General features: G+C 61.6%; 14 protein-coding genes. 3 read left to right on the top strand and 11 right to left on the bottom strand.

What is annotated here, in order from left to right; translation table 11 throughout:
* Positions 1 to 135: 135 nt before the first annotated feature.
* On the bottom strand, positions 136 to 2,385 hold the full coding sequence (locus ACFQ6H_RS01690) for a DNA polymerase III subunit gamma and tau (RefSeq protein ID WP_378643143.1): 2,250 nt from the start codon (positions 2,383 to 2,385) through the stop codon (positions 136 to 138).
* Positions 2,386 to 2,547: 162 nt separating this feature from the next.
* Between ACFQ6H_RS01690 and ACFQ6H_RS01685 the strand changes: the two genes are divergently transcribed.
* Positions 2,548 to 3,861, top strand: a complete 1,314-nt coding sequence (locus tag ACFQ6H_RS01685) for an ammonium transporter (protein ID WP_060939276.1) — start codon at positions 2,548 to 2,550, stop codon at positions 3,859 to 3,861.
* A 6-nt stretch (positions 3,862 to 3,867) separates the two neighbouring features.
* Here the strand turns inward: ACFQ6H_RS01685 and ACFQ6H_RS01680 are convergent, their stop codons facing one another.
* From ACFQ6H_RS01680 to ACFQ6H_RS01650, 7 genes are all read right to left on the bottom strand, one after another.
* Positions 3,868 to 4,239, bottom strand: a complete 372-nt coding sequence (locus ACFQ6H_RS01680) for a carboxymuconolactone decarboxylase family protein (RefSeq protein WP_003943892.1) — start codon at positions 4,237 to 4,239, stop codon at positions 3,868 to 3,870.
* 8 nt (positions 4,240 to 4,247) lie between these two features.
* Entirely contained in the window at positions 4,248 to 5,837 is a 1,590-nt protein-coding gene (locus tag ACFQ6H_RS01675; RefSeq protein WP_378643139.1) for a long-chain fatty acid--CoA ligase, read from the bottom strand.
* A complete protein-coding gene (locus ACFQ6H_RS01670) occupies positions 5,830 to 6,453 on the bottom strand; it encodes an RBBP9/YdeN family alpha/beta hydrolase (RefSeq protein WP_378643134.1) in 624 nt (207 codons plus the stop codon). The genes ACFQ6H_RS01675 and ACFQ6H_RS01670 overlap by 8 nt, the downstream gene beginning before the upstream one ends.
* On the bottom strand, positions 6,453 to 7,814 hold the full coding sequence (locus ACFQ6H_RS01665) for an MFS transporter (protein WP_378643131.1): 1,362 nt from the start codon (positions 7,812 to 7,814) through the stop codon (positions 6,453 to 6,455). The genes ACFQ6H_RS01670 and ACFQ6H_RS01665 overlap by 1 nt, the downstream gene beginning before the upstream one ends.
* A gap of 96 nt (positions 7,815 to 7,910) precedes the next feature.
* Positions 7,911 to 8,963 (bottom strand): 3-keto-5-aminohexanoate cleavage protein, encoded by a 1,053-nt coding sequence (locus tag ACFQ6H_RS01660; RefSeq protein WP_003943988.1) that lies wholly within the window; start codon positions 8,961 to 8,963, stop codon positions 7,911 to 7,913.
* Between the two features lie 51 nt (positions 8,964 to 9,014).
* A complete protein-coding gene (locus ACFQ6H_RS01655; RefSeq protein WP_378643127.1) occupies positions 9,015 to 9,914 on the bottom strand; it encodes a TauD/TfdA dioxygenase family protein in 900 nt (299 codons plus the stop codon).
* A gap of 30 nt (positions 9,915 to 9,944) precedes the next feature.
* A complete protein-coding gene (locus ACFQ6H_RS01650; protein WP_378540573.1) occupies positions 9,945 to 10,919 on the bottom strand; it encodes a quinone oxidoreductase family protein in 975 nt (324 codons plus the stop codon).
* 201 nt (positions 10,920 to 11,120) lie between these two features.
* On the opposite strand from ACFQ6H_RS01650, the gene ACFQ6H_RS01645 reads away from it, so the two are divergent.
* Positions 11,121 to 12,125: an AraC family transcriptional regulator gene (locus ACFQ6H_RS01645; RefSeq protein ID WP_378540575.1), complete on the top strand. Its 1,005-nt coding sequence runs from the start codon at positions 11,121 to 11,123 to the stop codon at positions 12,123 to 12,125.
* On the opposite strand, the gene ACFQ6H_RS01640 is transcribed toward ACFQ6H_RS01645, so the two are convergent.
* The gene (locus ACFQ6H_RS01640; protein ID WP_378643403.1) at positions 12,118 to 13,143 is read right to left on the bottom strand and encodes a YeiH family protein; all 1,026 of its coding nucleotides are present in this window, start codon (positions 13,141 to 13,143) and stop codon (positions 12,118 to 12,120) included. The two genes, ACFQ6H_RS01645 and ACFQ6H_RS01640, sit on opposite strands and share 8 nt — an antisense overlap.
* Positions 13,144 to 13,265: 122 nt before the next feature.
* Here ACFQ6H_RS01640 and ACFQ6H_RS01635 point away from each other — a divergent pair, with 122 nt between their 5' ends.
* Positions 13,266 to 14,174, top strand: a complete 909-nt coding sequence (locus ACFQ6H_RS01635; RefSeq protein WP_378643124.1) for a LysR family transcriptional regulator — start codon at positions 13,266 to 13,268, stop codon at positions 14,172 to 14,174.
* A 6-nt stretch (positions 14,175 to 14,180) separates the two neighbouring features.
* Here ACFQ6H_RS01635 and ACFQ6H_RS01630 read toward each other — a convergent pair whose 3' ends face one another.
* Positions 14,181 to 14,762, bottom strand: coding sequence for an HhH-GPD-type base excision DNA repair protein (locus tag ACFQ6H_RS01630; RefSeq protein WP_378643119.1), 582 nt, complete (start codon positions 14,760 to 14,762; stop codon positions 14,181 to 14,183).
* Positions 14,763 to 14,780: 18 nt separating this feature from the next.
* Positions 14,781 to 16,136 carry a glycosyltransferase 87 family protein gene (locus ACFQ6H_RS01625; protein ID WP_378643115.1) on the bottom strand — a complete coding sequence of 452 codons (1,356 nt, stop codon included), beginning with the start codon at positions 16,134 to 16,136 and terminating at the stop codon, positions 14,781 to 14,783.
* Positions 16,137 to 16,230: the final 94 nt, after the last annotated feature.

Here is a 16,230-nt window from a genome sequence, read left to right as displayed (position 1 = left end):
AGCATTGACTGACCGAGCGACTGCACCCTCGACGCCCGCGAAGAGCAACGACGAGTCACTTATAACGATTCGATCACGCGGCCTGTCTCGAGACATTCCGGCCGTTGTTCCGCCCACAAGGGACGCGTCAGCGACTCAACTTTCGAGTCTGCGGGCTCCAAGGACGTCCTTGAGTAGTTCCTTGGCAACATCCTCGGGATCGCGTCTGGCCGTCGGGTCCGCGGGCTCGGCCGCCTCCGCGAACATTTCGTCCTCGTCCTCACGCGTTGCAGGCGGAGGAGTCGCCTCGTAGTCGACCTCGGGAGCGGGGGCCGGTCCAGGGTCTTCCGGGTAGTCGGGAGCCTCGGGCGGCGGAATGTCGTCCGAATCCCCACGCTGGGGCTGCGGAGCCTTGGGCTGCTGCGCCGCGCGTTCCTGACTGGGGCGCGAGAATCGCGGCGCAGCGGCAGGGCGAGTCGGAGCCTCTGCCGCCTTTGAAGTGCTCGATGTCGCCGGCGCGGGCGGCGCACCTTCCTGGTACTCGACTTGCCAAGTACCACCGAACATTTCGGCAAGGACCTCGCAAATGACCGCCGCGTTGTGCGGTTGCGTCACACGAGCACCCAGGACCGGTGAGCCGTGAGCGATGACAACGACATGTCCACGCACGTCGTGAACCGTCGCAGCGGACAGCATGGCCGGAAGAACCTTGTTTCGTTCACCGACCTTGTTGCGCAGGGTGTTCCACGATTCACGAAGCGTCTCGACCGTGGGGCCTGCCGAAGCCGGCGCAACTTCTGCAGCCGCCGGCTCCTCGTACTCGGGCTCGGGCTCGTAGTCGGGTTCCGGCTCGGAAAGTCCGATCGGCTCTTCCGCTTCGACAGTAGCTGGAGTCGGTAGTTCAACCACGGGAGCTTCAACCACTGGAGCCTCAACCACAGGAGCTTCGACCACCAGCGGTTCGGCAACGGGAGGCTCCACGATCTCAACGGCGGGAGGCTCGACGACTGGGGGCTCGACGACTGGGGGCTCGACGACGGGAACTGCCGCTACCGGAGGCTCGACGACAGGAGCCTCGACAACCGGCGGCGCCGCCGCGGGAGCAGGCGCGGCTGGTTCCGGCCGTGCCTCGGGCTCGGCCTTACGTTGGGAGGGCCGTTGGAACTTGGAAGCAATCTCCGGTTCGAGCGGCGGCACGGTCGGTGCCGGCGTTGCTGCCGCGCGAGGGGCAGCGGCAGCCGCGACTCCGGCAGCCGGAATACCTTGTTCCAGGCGCTCGAGCCGCTGCAATACAGCTGACTCGGTGTCCGAAGCAGAGGGAAGCAGCATTCGCGCGCACATCACTTCGAGCAGCAGCCGCGGCGCCGTCGCCCCACGCATTTCACTGAGACCGGCATGGACGGTCTCGGCGAAACGGGTGAGCGTGGCCGGACCGACTCGCTGAATCTGCTCACGCATCGTGACCAGCTCTGCCTCGGGTGCGTCGACCAACCCTCGTTCGCTGGCGTCGGAGACAGCCTGCATCAAAATGAGATCACGCAGACGTTCGAGGAGATCCAGCGCGAAGCGGCGTGGGTCGTGACCGGCGTCCATCACGCGATCGACAGTGCCGAACAAGGCGGCTCCGTCACTGGCGGAGAGAGCATCGACGGCTTCGTCGATGAGCGCGACGTCGGTGACTCCGAGAAGGGATAGCGCGCGCGAGTACGTGACACCTTCTTCTCCGGCGCCCGCGAGCAGCTGATCGAGGACACTCAACGAGTCGCGAGGCGAACCGCCGCCGGCCTTAATGACCAGCGGATATACGGCGGGCTCGACCGGTACGCCCTCTTGGGCGCAGATCTTTTCCAGGAGTCCGCGCATGGTCGACGGCGCCAACAGGCGGAACGGGTAATGGTGTGTACGCGAGCGAATGGTGGGGAGAACCTTTTCGGGTTCCGTCGTCGCAAAGATGAAGATGAGGTGTTCCGGCGGCTCTTCGACAATCTTGAGCAGCGCGTTGAAGCCCGCCGCCGTCACCATGTGTGCCTCGTCGATGATGAAGACGCGATAACGAGAAGCGGCCGGTGCGTGGAAGGCCTTGTCTCGGAGTTCTCGCGTGTCGTCGACGCCACCGTGACTTGCGGCGTCGAGTTCGGTGACGTCCAGGTTGCCTGTGCCGCCCGGGCCCAGCGAAACGCACGAGTCGCACACGTCGCACGGCGTCGAGGTCGGACCCTTCTCACAGTTCAGTGAACGCGCAAGGATGCGCGCCGACGACGTCTTTCCACAGCCACGTGGGCCGGAAAAGAGATAGGCATGGTTGATGCGTCCGGTGTCGAGGGCCGTGCTGAGCGGTGCGGTGACATGCTCCTGCCCCACCACCTCGGCGAAGGACGCGGGTCGATACTTCCGGTACAGGGCCACGCGCAAAGACTACCGGCGACCCACGACAGGTGGTCCGGTGCGGGTGCAACGCCGACTTCTCCCGAAACATGTTCGCAACACAATCGCAGTGCGTAGGAAACCGCACGCACGCATCGTGGGTTCCGTGCACGCGGGCTGGTCTGCGTGCGTGAGGAGAAGACTGTGCCCGCCACCATCGATGCCGGAGCAACTGCCTGGTTGCTCGTCAGTACTGCACTGGTACTTCTGATGACGCCAGGACTGGCACTGTTCTACGGCGGTATGGTCCGCTCGACCGGCGTCCTCAACATGATCATGATGAGCTTCGTCTCGATCGCACTCGTCACTGTTGCGTGGTTGTTCGTGGGCTACAGCCTCGTGTTCGGCGACGATCACGGCGGCATCATCGGTGGACTCGAGCACGTCGGAATGGCGGGCATCGACCCGTCGACCGTGCACGGGAACGTCCCGGAAGTGTTGTTCGCAACCTTTCAATTGACCTTCGCGATCCTGACTGCGGCACTGATCAGTGGTGCGATCGCCGACCGAGCGAAGTTCTCCGCCTGGATGATCTTCGTCCCCATCTGGTCCTTGCTCGTCTACGTCCCCGTCGCTCACTGGGTGTGGAATCCGCAGGGATGGCTCGCCCAGATGGGAGCACTCGACTACGCCGGTGGCCTCGTGGTCGAAATCGTGTCCGGAGCGTCGGGTCTGGCATTGGCACTGGTCCTCGGCCAGCGGATGGGTTTCAAGGCCGAGTCGATGCGTCCGCACAATCTGCCGTTCGTCCTGCTCGGCGTAGGCCTGCTCTGGTTCGGTTGGTTCGGATTCAACGCCGGCTCGGCCCTTGCGGCCGACGGTATGGCCTCGCAGATCTTCCTCAACACACTCGTCGCCGGTTGCACCGGACTACTCGGCTGGCTGTTCGTCGAACAAAATCGTGACGGACACCCCACGACGTTCGGCGCAGCGTCGGGCGTCGTCGCCGGTCTGGTCGCGATCACCCCGTCGTGCGGAACGGTGAACATGTTCGGTGCGCTCGTCATCGGTCTGATCGCCGGCATCGTCTGCTCGTACGCCGTGGGATGGAAGCACAAGCTCGGCTACGACGACTCCCTCGACGTCGTCGGCGTGCACCTCGTCGGTGGAATCGTCGGCTCGTTGCTGATCGGACTCCTCGCGACGGCCGTGATGACGGGCGGTCCGGAAGGTTTGTTCTTCGGCGGCGGGTTTGCGCAGCTGGGCAAGCAGTTCGTCGGTGTTGTCGTTGTTGCGCTCTACGCCTTCGGAGTTACCTACGGATTGGGAAAGCTCATCGACAAGACCTTCGGCTTCCGTATTTCGCGTGAAGACGAGGCCCGCGGAATCGACGTTGCCCTGCACGCGGAGTCGGCCTACGAGCACGGAGTCCTCGGCCATGGTCCGATCGGCGGACAGAACCCGAGCCCGTTCCTCCAGCGTCAGCGTGAGGAACGGGAGAACCGCGAGCGGGACTGACCGCCGTCACCGGTTCGCGATTTCCTCCATAAGGATCGGAACGCCGACATTGCAGGAGTGAATCCCGACGACGGTGGTCAGTTTCAGCACCTCGAGAATCTCCTTCGGGGTCACTCCCATGTCGAGCGCGGCGCGAATATGGCGTCGTACGCCGGGCGCGTACATGTGTGTGCTCGCCGCATCGACGGCTATGCACAGCAACTGGATCACCTGAGGTGACAGCACCCCACTGTTCCAGGGCTGCATTGCTGTCTTCATGTACAGCTCGGTCCACTCGGGATCCAGCTCCGAAAGGCCGTCCCACAACGGATTCCAGCCACCCGAATCCTTCATGGCCTGGGTGACGGGAAATGCTTCATTTGCTCGAACGTCAGTCATCGATCTCCTCAGACCATCGAAAAGGCTTGATTCAGTTCACGTTTGAGAATCTTTCCGGTTGCCGTCATCGGCAGCGACGGCACGAACTCGATGCGACGCGGATATTTGTAGGCGGCCATCTGTTCCCGCGACCATTCCACGAGATCCGATTCGGAGATCTCTTCACTCGGCTCTCGGATCACGAACGCGACAACTTCTTCGCCGAGGCTCGGGTCCGGCAGCCCGACGACGGCGACGAGTGAGACGGCTGGGTGAGTGAGCAGAACCTCTTCGATTTCGCGTGGGTAGACGTTGAATCCGCCCCGCACGATCATGTCCTTCGCGCGATCGACGATGTAGTAATTTCCGTCGGTATCGACCCGTGCCAGATCCCCGGTGCGAAACCAACCGTCGCGCATGGCTTCCGCCGTCGCCTCTGGTCGGTTGAAATAGCCCTTCATGACGTTGTGCCCGCGAATGGCCAACTCACCCACGTCATCGGGGCCGGTGATCGTGTGCCAAGAGTCGTCGACAAGCCGCGCTTCGACGCCCCAGATCGGCACGCCGATCGAACCGGGCCGGGGGTCGCCCTCGGGGTCACTGAACAAGGCCAGCGGAGAGGTCTCGGACAGTCCGTACCCTTCGAGGATTTGAACACCGAAGCGTTCCTTGAACTGAGTCAAGATTTCGACGGGAAGCGCTGCGCCACCGGAGATCGCGCACCGCATGTTCTGTGCAACATTTTCGACATCCACCCCGGATCTCACTACCCCGTCCAGCACGCCGAGCAGTCCCCAGTACATGGTCGGGACGCCCGCGAAGACCGAGATCCTTTCGCGTTCCATGATCTCGAGTGCTGCGGTCGCATCGAAGCGCGGCATCAACACCAATGTGGCACCGACGCAGATTCCCGCATTCATGGTCACTGCCTGGCCGAACGAGTGGAACAGTGGCAGAGTCAGGAGATACCGCTCATGCATGGAGGGAGCGCTCTCGAACAACCGGTTGGTCGACAGTGCATTCAAGACCATGTTGCAGTGAGTGAGTTCGGCGCCCTTGGGGTTTCCGGTTGTGCCGCTGGTGTAGAGAATGACCGCGGTGTCCGTCGGTTCACGAACAATCGCGGCTGCAGGTGTTTCCGTTTCGGGCACGGATGCCAGTGCTTCGCCTAAAGTCTCGACTCCGGGGATCGACGACGGTGCGCCCGACTCGGCAGTGATCACGATCAGGGAAGAACAGCTCTCGCTCTGCTCGAACCCGGCAATGGCGTACTCGGCGATCGGCAATTCGGGACTTCCCTCGAAACAGAAGTACAGCTTCGCTTCCGAATCAGCCAGGTGGTAGGCGATTTCGCGCCCCTTGAGCAGAATGTTCAGAGGAACGACGACGCCGCCGGCCTTGAGAACGCCGTAGTAGACGATCGGAAACTCCAGAATGTTCGGGCAGGACAACGCCACCCTGTCACCTGGCTCGACACCCCGCGAGACGAGCAGTTGCGCGATGCGATTCGCGTAGGCGTCGAACTGCGCATACGTCAGCCGCGCTTCCCCGAGCACCAGCGCATCCCGTTCCGGATATCGCCGGGCCGAATCTTCCAGCAGAACAGCAAGATCAAGCACGACTGTGTTCCTCCTGCTCCACGGAATCCGTCGTATGAGATGGGGCAGCGTGCGACACCGACTCGAGCAGTTCCCACACCAACGATTCCGCCCGCGGCCAGTACCCATACCCGGACGCCGGATTGAGATGTCCGACCTCGCCCAGATCCAGCAACCGACTCCCCCATCCTTCAGCCAAACCCACAACTCGGCGATAGCCGGCCAGCGGATCGTTCCGGCTCGCCGCGACCGTGCTCGGAAACGGTAGACGCTGACGCGGTATCGGTAGCCACCCGTGTCGGTCGAGATCTTCGAGAGACGGATAAGACTCGGGCAGCGGAAGTTCGAGATCTGCCGGCGTGACCAGAAGGGCGCCCGCAACTTCTCGATGATGCACCCTCGCCCAGTGAGCAACGGTCATGACTCCGGCGCTGTGCGCGACCAGGACAACCGCCCCGCAGACACTTGTCAGCACCTCGTCCAATGCCGCAACCCTGGCATCTCGACTGAGCTTGTCGGTCTCGAGGGGAGGAACCGTCAAAACATTGTCCAGGCCGCGTTCGAGGTGAGTCTGCCAATGATCCTCGACGTGATCGCGCAATCCGGGAACTATTACTACCGTAGATGATTCATTCATCACGAACTCCGAACGTCTGTTACTTCGGTGGCGCCCAGGATCTCGGGCCGCTTCTGCAACGTCGCCAACCGCCTCATCCCGGCGGGATAAGCACGCTTGCCGGCTACCAACGCGAGGGCTGCGGCGACATAGACGAACGGCGAAAGCTGTAGAGCACCGAGAAGACCCAGGCGATCGGCGAGGATGCCGACCACGAACGGACCGAGCGCCAACCCCAGAAGGTTGTTGGCAACAGTGAGCGTTCCCATGGCGGATGCTCGAATCGAATGATGGGTAAGGTTCGCGACCATCGCTGCCGTCGGCCCCGACGAACCGGCGGAGAAGAAGGCACCGATACCGAGCAACACGAGTTGTGCTGTCCCCGTGCCTAACCGGAGCCCGATGCTCAGCGTCACCAACGAGATGGCGCAGTAGACGATGGCGGTGGTCCATTTCCGCGCCGAATCGTCGCGGCTGAATCTATCTGTGATGAAACCGCAGACCACCATCCCGCTTCCGACAAGGAGGACGAATACGGAAGCCGTGACGCCGGCCTTGTCCGGGGCCAAATCGTAGTAGCGATTGAAAAAGCTCGGCAACCACGCCAGAAGTACAGCGGCGGTGAACATCTGGAGCCCGCCACCGATGTAGGCGAACAATACGGCCGGATTGGTGAACAACGATGACACCGGCGCGCGAAAGCCGTCGCGCCTGAGCGCTTCCCCGGCAGCATCCGGCGCGGCCTCGACGGCGTAGGCCGTGAGCTTCTTCTCGGTGACGAGGGCACGGAAGAGCGCAACCAGAATCAGACCGAAGATCGCCATGGCAGCGAAAGACCACCGCCAACTGAACTGAACTGCGATGAACCCACCGATTGCCACACCGATGACCGAACCGAACGATCCACCGGCCATGAAGGCACCGGCAAGAGCTGCGTGCACTCGGGGTGCAAACACACTGAGCACCACGGCGATACCCACGCTGCCGTACGCCGCTTCACCGACACCGACCAAGAACCTTGCGCCCAACATCTGTTCGTAGGTCTGAGCGATAGCGCACAGCAACGTCGCGACACTCCACAACACCGCCATCAAGATCAAGCTCCTGACGCGCCCCCAGCGGTCCGCGAGCAGCGACAACGGGAACGTCAACAGCCCGACCATCAATGCCACCACGCTGCTCAGGGAGGCAAGGTGCGAATCGGAAAGATCCCAGTCCGCTTTCAGGATCGGGAATACCGCACTGAGTACCTGCCGCGACATGTAGTCCGAGAGAAGAAGACCGAAAGCCAGGGCAAAAACGATCCACGGGTATAACTTTCGTCGTCCGCCGATTCCGAGCGCGGTGTCCACACGTGGTGTGGCGGGAGCTTGCAGTCCCATGACTCTCCTAGGAGTACTCGAGGTAGACCGGGGGCTTCGGGGGTACGAACCGTCGCGGTTCGTACCCCCGGAACTGTTGTACGAGAGGGTGCGGACTCAGGCGTGCTGCGTGAATCCCAGCTGACCGATCCGGCGGTTGGGTGCATAACCCAACTTCGCCAACGTCTCGTCGGTGTCGGCATACGTCTCACCGATCCGGTAGATGTCGCGAGCTTCCTTCGCGGTAGCCACTTCGCGGCCCAATTCGCCTGCAATGCGCACCAACTGCTCGATCTGCTGCACCGATGTCATCTTCTCGCCCTTGCGGCCCCAGATGGTGTCCTCGTTGCCGCAACGAGCGTGCAAGCCCATCGCGATCGCCATCGTGTTCACCGGCAGGACGCTACGCATCAGCGTTTCGAGCGTCAGGCAGGCTCCGTCGGGAACACGCTGGACGAAGTTCATCATGTTGTACGGGTTGGGGCCGTCGAAGCCGCCGCCGATTGCGACCCACGTGAGGTTGACCGGACCCGTGTAGATGCCGCGGCGGATCAACCGCTCCACCGTTTCGAGCTGCGGAATACTCGACAACTGGAAATGGGGCTGGATGCCGGCGGCCTGCAACCGGCGCAGGTGCTCTGCCACCCACTCGGGACCGGCGGGCACGGTCATCTCCCGATACGTGTCCGCCAATTCCGGACGCTGCATCGACGTACCCGCGATGTCGTCGTCGGTCATCAGTTCCATGATGTTCATCTGGCTGGTGTTGATCGCGATCGTCACCTGATCAGGAGCGGGCTCCAATTCCGCAAGCATGTGACGCACGTCGTCGGACAACCACTTCGCATCGGCACCTTCCCCTTCCGGAGCGAACGAAATCGAACCGCCGACCTGCAGGATCATCTCGGGAACGGCCTCACGCAAGCGACCGAGAAGTTCGTTGAACTTCGACAGACGCTTCGAACCCTTACCGTCGAGTTCACGCACGTGGATGTGGAGAACGGTGGCACCGGCGTTGAAGCAGTCGACGGCTTGCTGGACATGCTCGTCCATCGACAGCGGTAGGTCTTCTGCAAAATCGTCCGGCTCCCACTCCGGTCCGTAGGGAGCAACGGTGATGACAAGCTTGTCCTGGGTTTCGGGGAACAGTGAATCGTCGTGGAAATGCATAGCGTGACTCCGATCGAGTGAATGAATTATCTTCGGGGCTGGAAAGAGAGATCAGAACGGTGCGTCGCCGATGATTCCGGCGCGCTCCATCTTTCGAACTGCGGGCCAGTAGTCCTGCACCGCGTAATGCTGTGTCGAACGGTTGTCCCAGATCGCGACGCTGTTCTCGGTCCAGCGCCACCGAACCTGATACTCGGGAATCTGGGCCTGGCTCGCCAAGTAGGTGAGCAGGTTTCCGGCACCGGGGGCGTAATCGATTCCGTAGCGGACGTTCTCGGGCGTGTGGTAGTTCACGAGGTGCGTGGCAAACGAGTTGACGAAAAGAATCTTCTCGCCGGTCTCCGGATGTGTTCGTACCACGGGATGTTCGGCGTCGGGAAAACGTTCCTTCAGCTGGTGGCGCTGATCGATCGGCATCCGAGCGCCGAAGGTCGACTCGATACTGTGCCTGGCACGCAGATCCTTGATCTGCTCCTTGACCCGCGCCGGCAAATTCTCGTAAGCGAGGGCCATGTTCACCCAAATCGTGTCGCCGCCGACAGGAGGTGTTTCCACACAACGCAATACACATCCCATGGGTGGGTTGACGCGCCAGGTGGCGTCGCAGTGATACGCATTCTCGAAGTGCTCCGGCGGGCTGTCCAGGTCTTTGTAGATGCGGACCAGGCCCGGATGGTCGGGATCACTGCCCAGAGCTGGATGATCCTCCAGTTCACCGAATCGCTGGGCAAGTTCTACGTGCTCGGCTTTGGAGAAGTTCTGGTCGCGAAAAAACAGGACCTTGTGCTCGAGTAACAATGCCTTGATTTCGGCGAAGAGTGCATCGTCTCGCGCGACCTCTCCGAGATCCACCCCGGACAACTCTGCCCCGATCGAACAGGTCAATTTCTCGACGTGGATCGTGCTGGTCGACGGGAGCAGGTTTTCTGTCAGCGTTGCAGTATTGGTCATGACAATTCCTCTGGGAAGTGCTGTTTCGGTTCAGACGGAGAAGACGGAGGAACCGATACTGCGACCGGACTCCATGTCGTGGTGCGCGCGCACCGCATCTTCGAGGGGGTATCGCTGGTTGATCTCGATCTTGATTCGCCCGGACTCGACGTGTGAGAACAGTTCGCCCGCCAATTCGGCACGTTCTGCGGGATCTGCGATGTAGTCAGCAAGTGCCGGACGGGTGACGAAGAGAGATCCCTTGACTGCCAACTGCATTGCCTGAATCGGCGGAGTAGGTCCGGACGCCGTTCCGAAGCACACCAGTAGCCCGCGCCTGGCAAGGCAATCGAGTGAGATGTCGAAGGTGGACTGCCCGATGCTGTCGTACACAACCGGCACGCCGACGCCCCCGGTGATCTCCTTGACGCGTGCGACGACGTCCTCGCGGGTGTAGATGACGACTTCATCGCACCCGTGCGCACGGGCAACGCTCGCTTTCTCGTCGCTCGACACCGTGCCGATCACTTTGATTCCCAACAGTTTTGCCCACTGGGTGAAGATCAGTCCGACACCACCGGCCGCGGCATGCAGCAAGACGGTGTCCCCCGCTTTCAACGGGTAGATGCGACGCAGAAGGTAGGCGGCGGTCAACCCTCGCATGGTCATGGCGGCTGCGGTGTCGAAGGCAATGCCGTCGGGAAGCGCGATCAGGTCCGACGCCGCCATGATCCGCTCGGTGGCGTACGCCCCCAGCGGACTGCCGGTGTAGGTCACGCGGTCCCCCACGGCAAAATCGACGACTCCTTCGCCGATCTCTTCGACCACGCCAGCGCCCTCGACTCCCATCCCGGCAGGCAATTGCGCAGGATAGAGGCCACTTCGAAAGTAGGTGTCGGCGAAGTTCAGCCCCACCGCTTCATGGCGAACCCGAACCTCTCCAGCACCCGGTCGTCCTACCTCGATCTCTTCCCAACGCATGACGGACGGTGTGCCGATCTCGTGGAATCGAATGGCGTTTGCCATCAATGCTCTCCAATTCTGTGGGGCGGGCTCGACTCGATTGCGATCGAGCTGCATTCGTACGCAACAACTTCCAGAAGTCGGTGCTCGACTTCGTGGTCGTGCCGAACTGATGTGAACAAAACTATGTGAGATCCGGCTCACATGCTTAACTTGACGAGACACACAACACAACATTTCGGGACATCGAGTAAAGGGGGCCCTATGAAGCCACTCGCCCGCTACGCATCACTGAACCGCTACGTCGACCTGTGCCGAACGGTGGACGTGGACGCCGTGGGCCTCATGAGGAGTGTCGGCCTGAGTCCGGCAAGCCTGGCGAACCCGGACCAATGGGTTCCGGCCGCCTCGATCGCGTCGCTCCTGGAGCGATCGGCAGCGGAGTCCGGACACGAAGACTTCGGACTCCTACTCGCCGGCCTGCGTCGACTGTCCAATCTCGGCCCCCTCAGCTTGGTCATCAGGGAAGAACCAGACGTCAGGAGCGCACTCGACGTACTGATGCGATACGAGCACACGTACAACGAGTCATTGCGCATCCGATTGAACGAAGTCAACGGACTCGCGACCCTGCGAGTCTCGCTCGAGGTCGGCGAACCGGTCGACACCAGACAGAGCGTCGAACTCGCAGTCGGCGCAACGCTGCAGATCCTGCGGAGTTTCCTGGGTTCTCGATGGCAACCGGTCAGCGTCGGATTCACGCACAATGCTCCGAAAGACACGAGCACGCATCGGCGAATCCTCGGCGACACGGTGGAATTCGATCACGAGTTCACCGGCATCGTCTTCTTCGCCGCCGACCTGGATGCGGCCAACCAACTGTCCGACGAGTTACTCCGGCCGTACGCTCGCCAGTTTCTCGACTCACTTCCTGCCTCGGAAACTTCCGATACCCTCAGCCGCACCAGGGAATTGATCGAAGTTCTGCTTCCGACCGGCCGGTGCTCTGTCGAGCAGGTGGCACGAAGCCTCGGGTTCGACCGGCGGACACTGCACCGTCATCTCGCCGAATCCGGAGATACGTTCACGGCCGTTCTCAATTCGGTTCGAAGCACCCTTGCGGAAAGATTTGTCGCCAATCCTCGCTATTCGTTGACCGAAGTCGCGGTACACCTCGGGTTTTCGACGCAAGGCAGCTTCTCGAGGTGGTTTCGCACTCAGTTCTCGACGAGCCCCAGCGCATGGCGGACCCAGCACTCGATCAGCTGACCAACACGACTCCGACGTAGGCGATCGTTGCCACCCACACAGTGGAAATCGCGGCCAGCACGAACGGTCGGGCACCCACTCCTCGAATGACGCTCAGGCGCACACCCAGGCCGAGCGCGAACATCGCAGCGGCCAACAGTATCGTCTGCGCCGTCTTCGCCAGTCCCAGAAGCTCATCCGGCAAGATGCCCGTGGAGCGCAAGCCCATACAGCCGATGAATGCCACGACGAACAACGGAATCAGCGGAGGACGCTTCGCTGCAGTGTTGTCGGCCATCGTGCGTTGCCGGATGCTCAGAAATGCCATGACCGGCGCCAACATCAACACACGCGCCAGTTTCACGATGGTCGCGACACCCAACGCCGTTGCGCCGAGAGCGCTGCCGGCAGCCACTACTTGCGCAACCTCGTGGATCGAGCCACCGGCCCACATGCCTGCACCAATCTCGCTCATACCGAAACTTCTGGCCAACAACGGGATTGTCGGAATCATCAGAGTTCCGAAGATCACCACCAACGCAACAGCGGTGAGCAACTCTTCCTCCCGCGCATTGACAACACCGTCCGCAGCAGCCACAGCGGCAGCTCCACAGATCGAGAAGCCGCAGGCGATCAGAATTCTCTGGGTCCAACTCAATCCGAGAAGTTTTCCGGCATACATGGTTCCGGCGATACCGAGGAACACAATCGCCACCACAACGGCGATCACTCCCCAGCCCAGACCGACGATGTCGGAGAACATCAATTGCAGCCCGAGCAGAGCGATGCCCACCCGGAGTAGTCGTTTCGCCGAGAATGCCAGGCCAGGTTGGAGTTTCGCCGGCAAGGCAACGGTGTTCGCCACCGCCGCACCCGCCACGATCGCAATCAGCAACGGACTCACTGCAGAGGTGAACTGACCGATCACCAGCGCGAACGCGGCGCCGAAAGCGCACAGCGCAAGTCCGGGCACCAATGCAGCGACGCTCGACCACCGTCGTACTTCTGACGAAGGGGCGACTGGGGTTTTCGCGGCCACGGACTTCACATCACGGTTCACTCATCCAGAGTCGTTCAGGGATCATTACTCCGGTAGGGCGATTTCTACCATCACGACATATCAAATCGATATGAACATGAAGCTGGGTATAGCCTGTTTGCATGACCAGACGGTGGCCAGACCTCACCACTCTCGAGCTACTTATCGGCATCGATGACCACGGAAGTCTCAGTGCTGCAAGCCGTTCAGCGAATATTGCACAGCCGAATGCAAGCCGCGCCGTGAAAGCACTCGAGCGACAACTCGGGATGCCACTCATTCACCGAAGATCAACGGGGGCGACATTGACGCCCCAAGGGACCGTCATCGTTCACTGGGCCCGCCGCGTCCTCGCCAACTCGAGCCAGCTTCTCGACGTGGCCGAAGGGATGCGGACCGAACGATCCGCGGAGTTGACCGTCTGTGCCAGCATGACCGTCGCCGAACATCTGATCCCGGCCTGGCTCGGCATCTTTCGGTCACTACATCCTGGTGTCACCGTCCACCTTCAGGTCTACAACTCGACTCGCGTCCTCGAAGCCGTCGAGGTGGGAATGTGTGACCTCGGATTCGTCGAGTCGCCGACCACTCCGAAGAGCCTGTCCAGCGTCACCGTCGCGCGTGACTCGCTGGTCGTGGTCGTCCATCCGGATCATCCATGGGCGCGTCGACGAAAAACGCTGACCGTCGCCGAACTGGCAGCGACACCGCTGCTGGTGCGCGAACCCGGATCGGGAACCAGAACAACTCTCGACCTGGCGTTGCACGAATACGAGCGAGGTGCGCCCTTGTTGGAACTGGGCAGTTCGGCCGCGATTCGAACCAGCGTGCTCGGTGGCGTCGGCCCGGCGGTACTGAGCACGCTGGCCGTCGACGACCAGGTGAAGCAAGGAGAGCTTCGGGTCGTAGCCGTCGAAGGCTTGGATCTCGACCGATCCCTACGTGCAGTGTGGCGGCCACCGCGTCAGCTCGAGGGGCCCGCAGGCGACCTGATGAAAGTAGTGCGTGCGAGCGGATCCCGAAAATCCTGAAAGCGGCTACTTCTTGTCGGCCTTCGCCGCGGCCTTTGCTGCCTTCTTGAACTCACGGACCTCGAGCAAAGACTGCTCGTCGACCACGTCGGCAATCGAACGCCTCGAACCTTCGAGGCCGTAGTCGCCGGCCGCTTGGCGCCAACCTTTCGGCTCGACGCCGATCTGTTTTCCGAGCAACGCCAGGAAGATCCGGGCTTTCTGATCCCCGTAACCGGGTAGGGCTTTGAGCCGCTTCAGCACTTCCTTGCCGTCGGGGTTGCCCGAAGTCCAGATCGCCGCGGTGTCGCCGTCGTAGTTCTCGACGATGAACTGGCACATGAGCTGGATTCGCTCGCCCATCGACTTGGGGAATCGGTGCACAGCCGGGGGCTCGGCACAGATCGCGATGAACTCGTCGGTGTCCATGTCGGCGATTCGCCTGACATCGATGCCGCCGAGCCGATCCGCCAGCTTCTTCGGACCGAGGAAGGCCGTTTCCATCGGAACCTGTTGATCGAGAAGCATTCCGATCAACAAAGCCAACGGGTCTTCGGCGAGGAGGGCATCAGCTTCGGGGTCACCGACAAGGTTCAGATGAAGTGCCATGAGTCCGATACTGCCACGTCAGGCAGCAGTTGTGACCGGCGCCGACGCATCCGGCGCCGGAATCTTCCACTTCTTCCAGCCGAACAGAACCAACGTCGAGACCGCGGCAAGCGTGAAGACCCAGAGGTAGACGCCGACGGTCGGAATCCGCAGATACTCGGGCGGCACGAACATGAACAGGCCCATTCCGATGAAGCGATCCGTACCCGGAATGACCGACGGGTCCCACCAGGTGTGAGACCAGTTCAAGACCGGGAGCAGGAAAACGAACGGCGCCACCCACGCCCAGCGCTTCTTCGACACCATCGCGTAGTGCGCGGCGAGGACGACCAGCGGGACGAACCACACCCAGTGATGACCCCACGAGAACGGCGAGACAGTGGTCGCCGTCAACCCCGTCATGGTGAGGCCGAGCAATTTCTGACCGCGCCGGTGAGCAACCCACGCGGCACCGAGTCCGAGGCACACCGCAAGCGCACTGAAGACGAGGACCAGAATCCGCGACGGCGTCGGAGTGTGAGTGAGCTGAGCGATCAAACCGGACACGGACTGATTGCTCGGAGCATCCGTCGGTCCGACGCGTTCGCTGTCGACGAGAGTGCCGGTCCAGTACTTGTACGCATCGTTGTAGATCACGACGAAGCCGATCGCAACGGTCGCAGCGAACGTCACGACGGCAGTCACCAACGCACGCCATTGGCGCGTGATGAACAGGTATGCCCAGAAGAAGGCCGGCGTGAGCTTCACACCCGCGGCAATACCGGCTCCGATTCCGCGGAGACGACTCTTCTCGTCCCGACCTAGATCCCACACGATCAGGAGCAGCAGGAAGATGTTGATCTGCCCGAGCCAGAGCGTCGTACGTATCGGTTCCATGAACAGGAAGATCGTGGTCGCCAACGCACTCACGGCGTACGTCTTCGCGTCGAGCCGATAACCGAGGTACTTCCAGCACAACACGATCACTGCGAACAAGGCTGCGATGTTCAAACCCGTCCACACGACAATCGCCTGTTTGAACGAGAGCACCGCCCACACCGTGAACAGCAAAGCCGCAAACGGTGTGTACGTGAACATCATTCCTTGCAGAACCGGTCCGTCGTACAACGGAAGGCCCTGAACCACGACGCTGCCTCCGTGGCGATACACGTCGAGGTCGAGAAAGTTTTCGAAGATCCCCCAGTACCGCGTATTCATCGGAACCGCGAACAAGACCATCAGTACGGACGCGACTGCCAGAACGCCGAGTACGACGAACCCGAGAACCCCGACACGGAGACTGCGTCGCGGATTGTCTGCTTCGATGACCGACTCTGAATTCGCGGTGTGTGCCTCGAAAGAAGGCCCATCCGAAGCGTTGATCGCGCCCGTCACTACAACCTCCGGGATTTACACCCTATGTCGGGAATTGATGCTTCGAACGGTACAAGACCAGACCAAAAAGTACCGACCGGGCACGCCGCTTCGA

It is taken from the genome of Rhodococcus sp. NPDC056506, from assembly GCF_042794945.1.
In the GTDB taxonomy this organism is placed as follows: Bacteria; Actinomycetota; Actinomycetes; order Mycobacteriales; family Mycobacteriaceae; genus Rhodococcus_F.
The sequence above is the reverse complement of the archived record's forward strand: the minus strand, read 5'-3'. Positions and strand labels throughout refer to the sequence as shown.

What these genes read in the sequence shown, in the direction of transcription:
- ACFQ6H_RS01680 (WP_003943892.1), bottom strand. Translation starts at nt 4,239, where the DNA reads ATGACTGACGTTCGAGCAAATGAAGCATTTCCCGTCACCCAGGCCATG.
- ACFQ6H_RS01670 (WP_378643134.1), bottom strand. Translation starts at nt 6,453, where the DNA reads ATGAATGAATCATCTACGGTAGTAATAGTTCCCGGATTGCGCGATCAC.
- ACFQ6H_RS01635 (WP_378643124.1), top strand. Translation starts at nt 13,266, where the DNA reads ATGACCAGACGGTGGCCAGACCTCACCACTCTCGAGCTACTTATCGGC.
- ACFQ6H_RS01660 (WP_003943988.1), bottom strand. Translation starts at nt 8,963, where the DNA reads ATGCATTTCCACGACGATTCACTGTTCCCCGAAACCCAGGACAAGCTT.
- ACFQ6H_RS01655 (WP_378643127.1), bottom strand. Translation starts at nt 9,914, where the DNA reads ATGACCAATACTGCAACGCTGACAGAAAACCTGCTCCCGTCGACCAGC.
- ACFQ6H_RS01650 (WP_378540573.1), bottom strand. Translation starts at nt 10,919, where the DNA reads ATGGCAAACGCCATTCGATTCCACGAGATCGGCACACCGTCCGTCATG.
- ACFQ6H_RS01630 (WP_378643119.1), bottom strand. Translation starts at nt 14,762, where the DNA reads ATGGCACTTCATCTGAACCTTGTCGGTGACCCCGAAGCTGATGCCCTC.
- ACFQ6H_RS01645 (WP_378540575.1), top strand. Translation starts at nt 11,121, where the DNA reads ATGAAGCCACTCGCCCGCTACGCATCACTGAACCGCTACGTCGACCTG.
- ACFQ6H_RS01665 (WP_378643131.1), bottom strand. Translation starts at nt 7,814, where the DNA reads ATGGGACTGCAAGCTCCCGCCACACCACGTGTGGACACCGCGCTCGGA.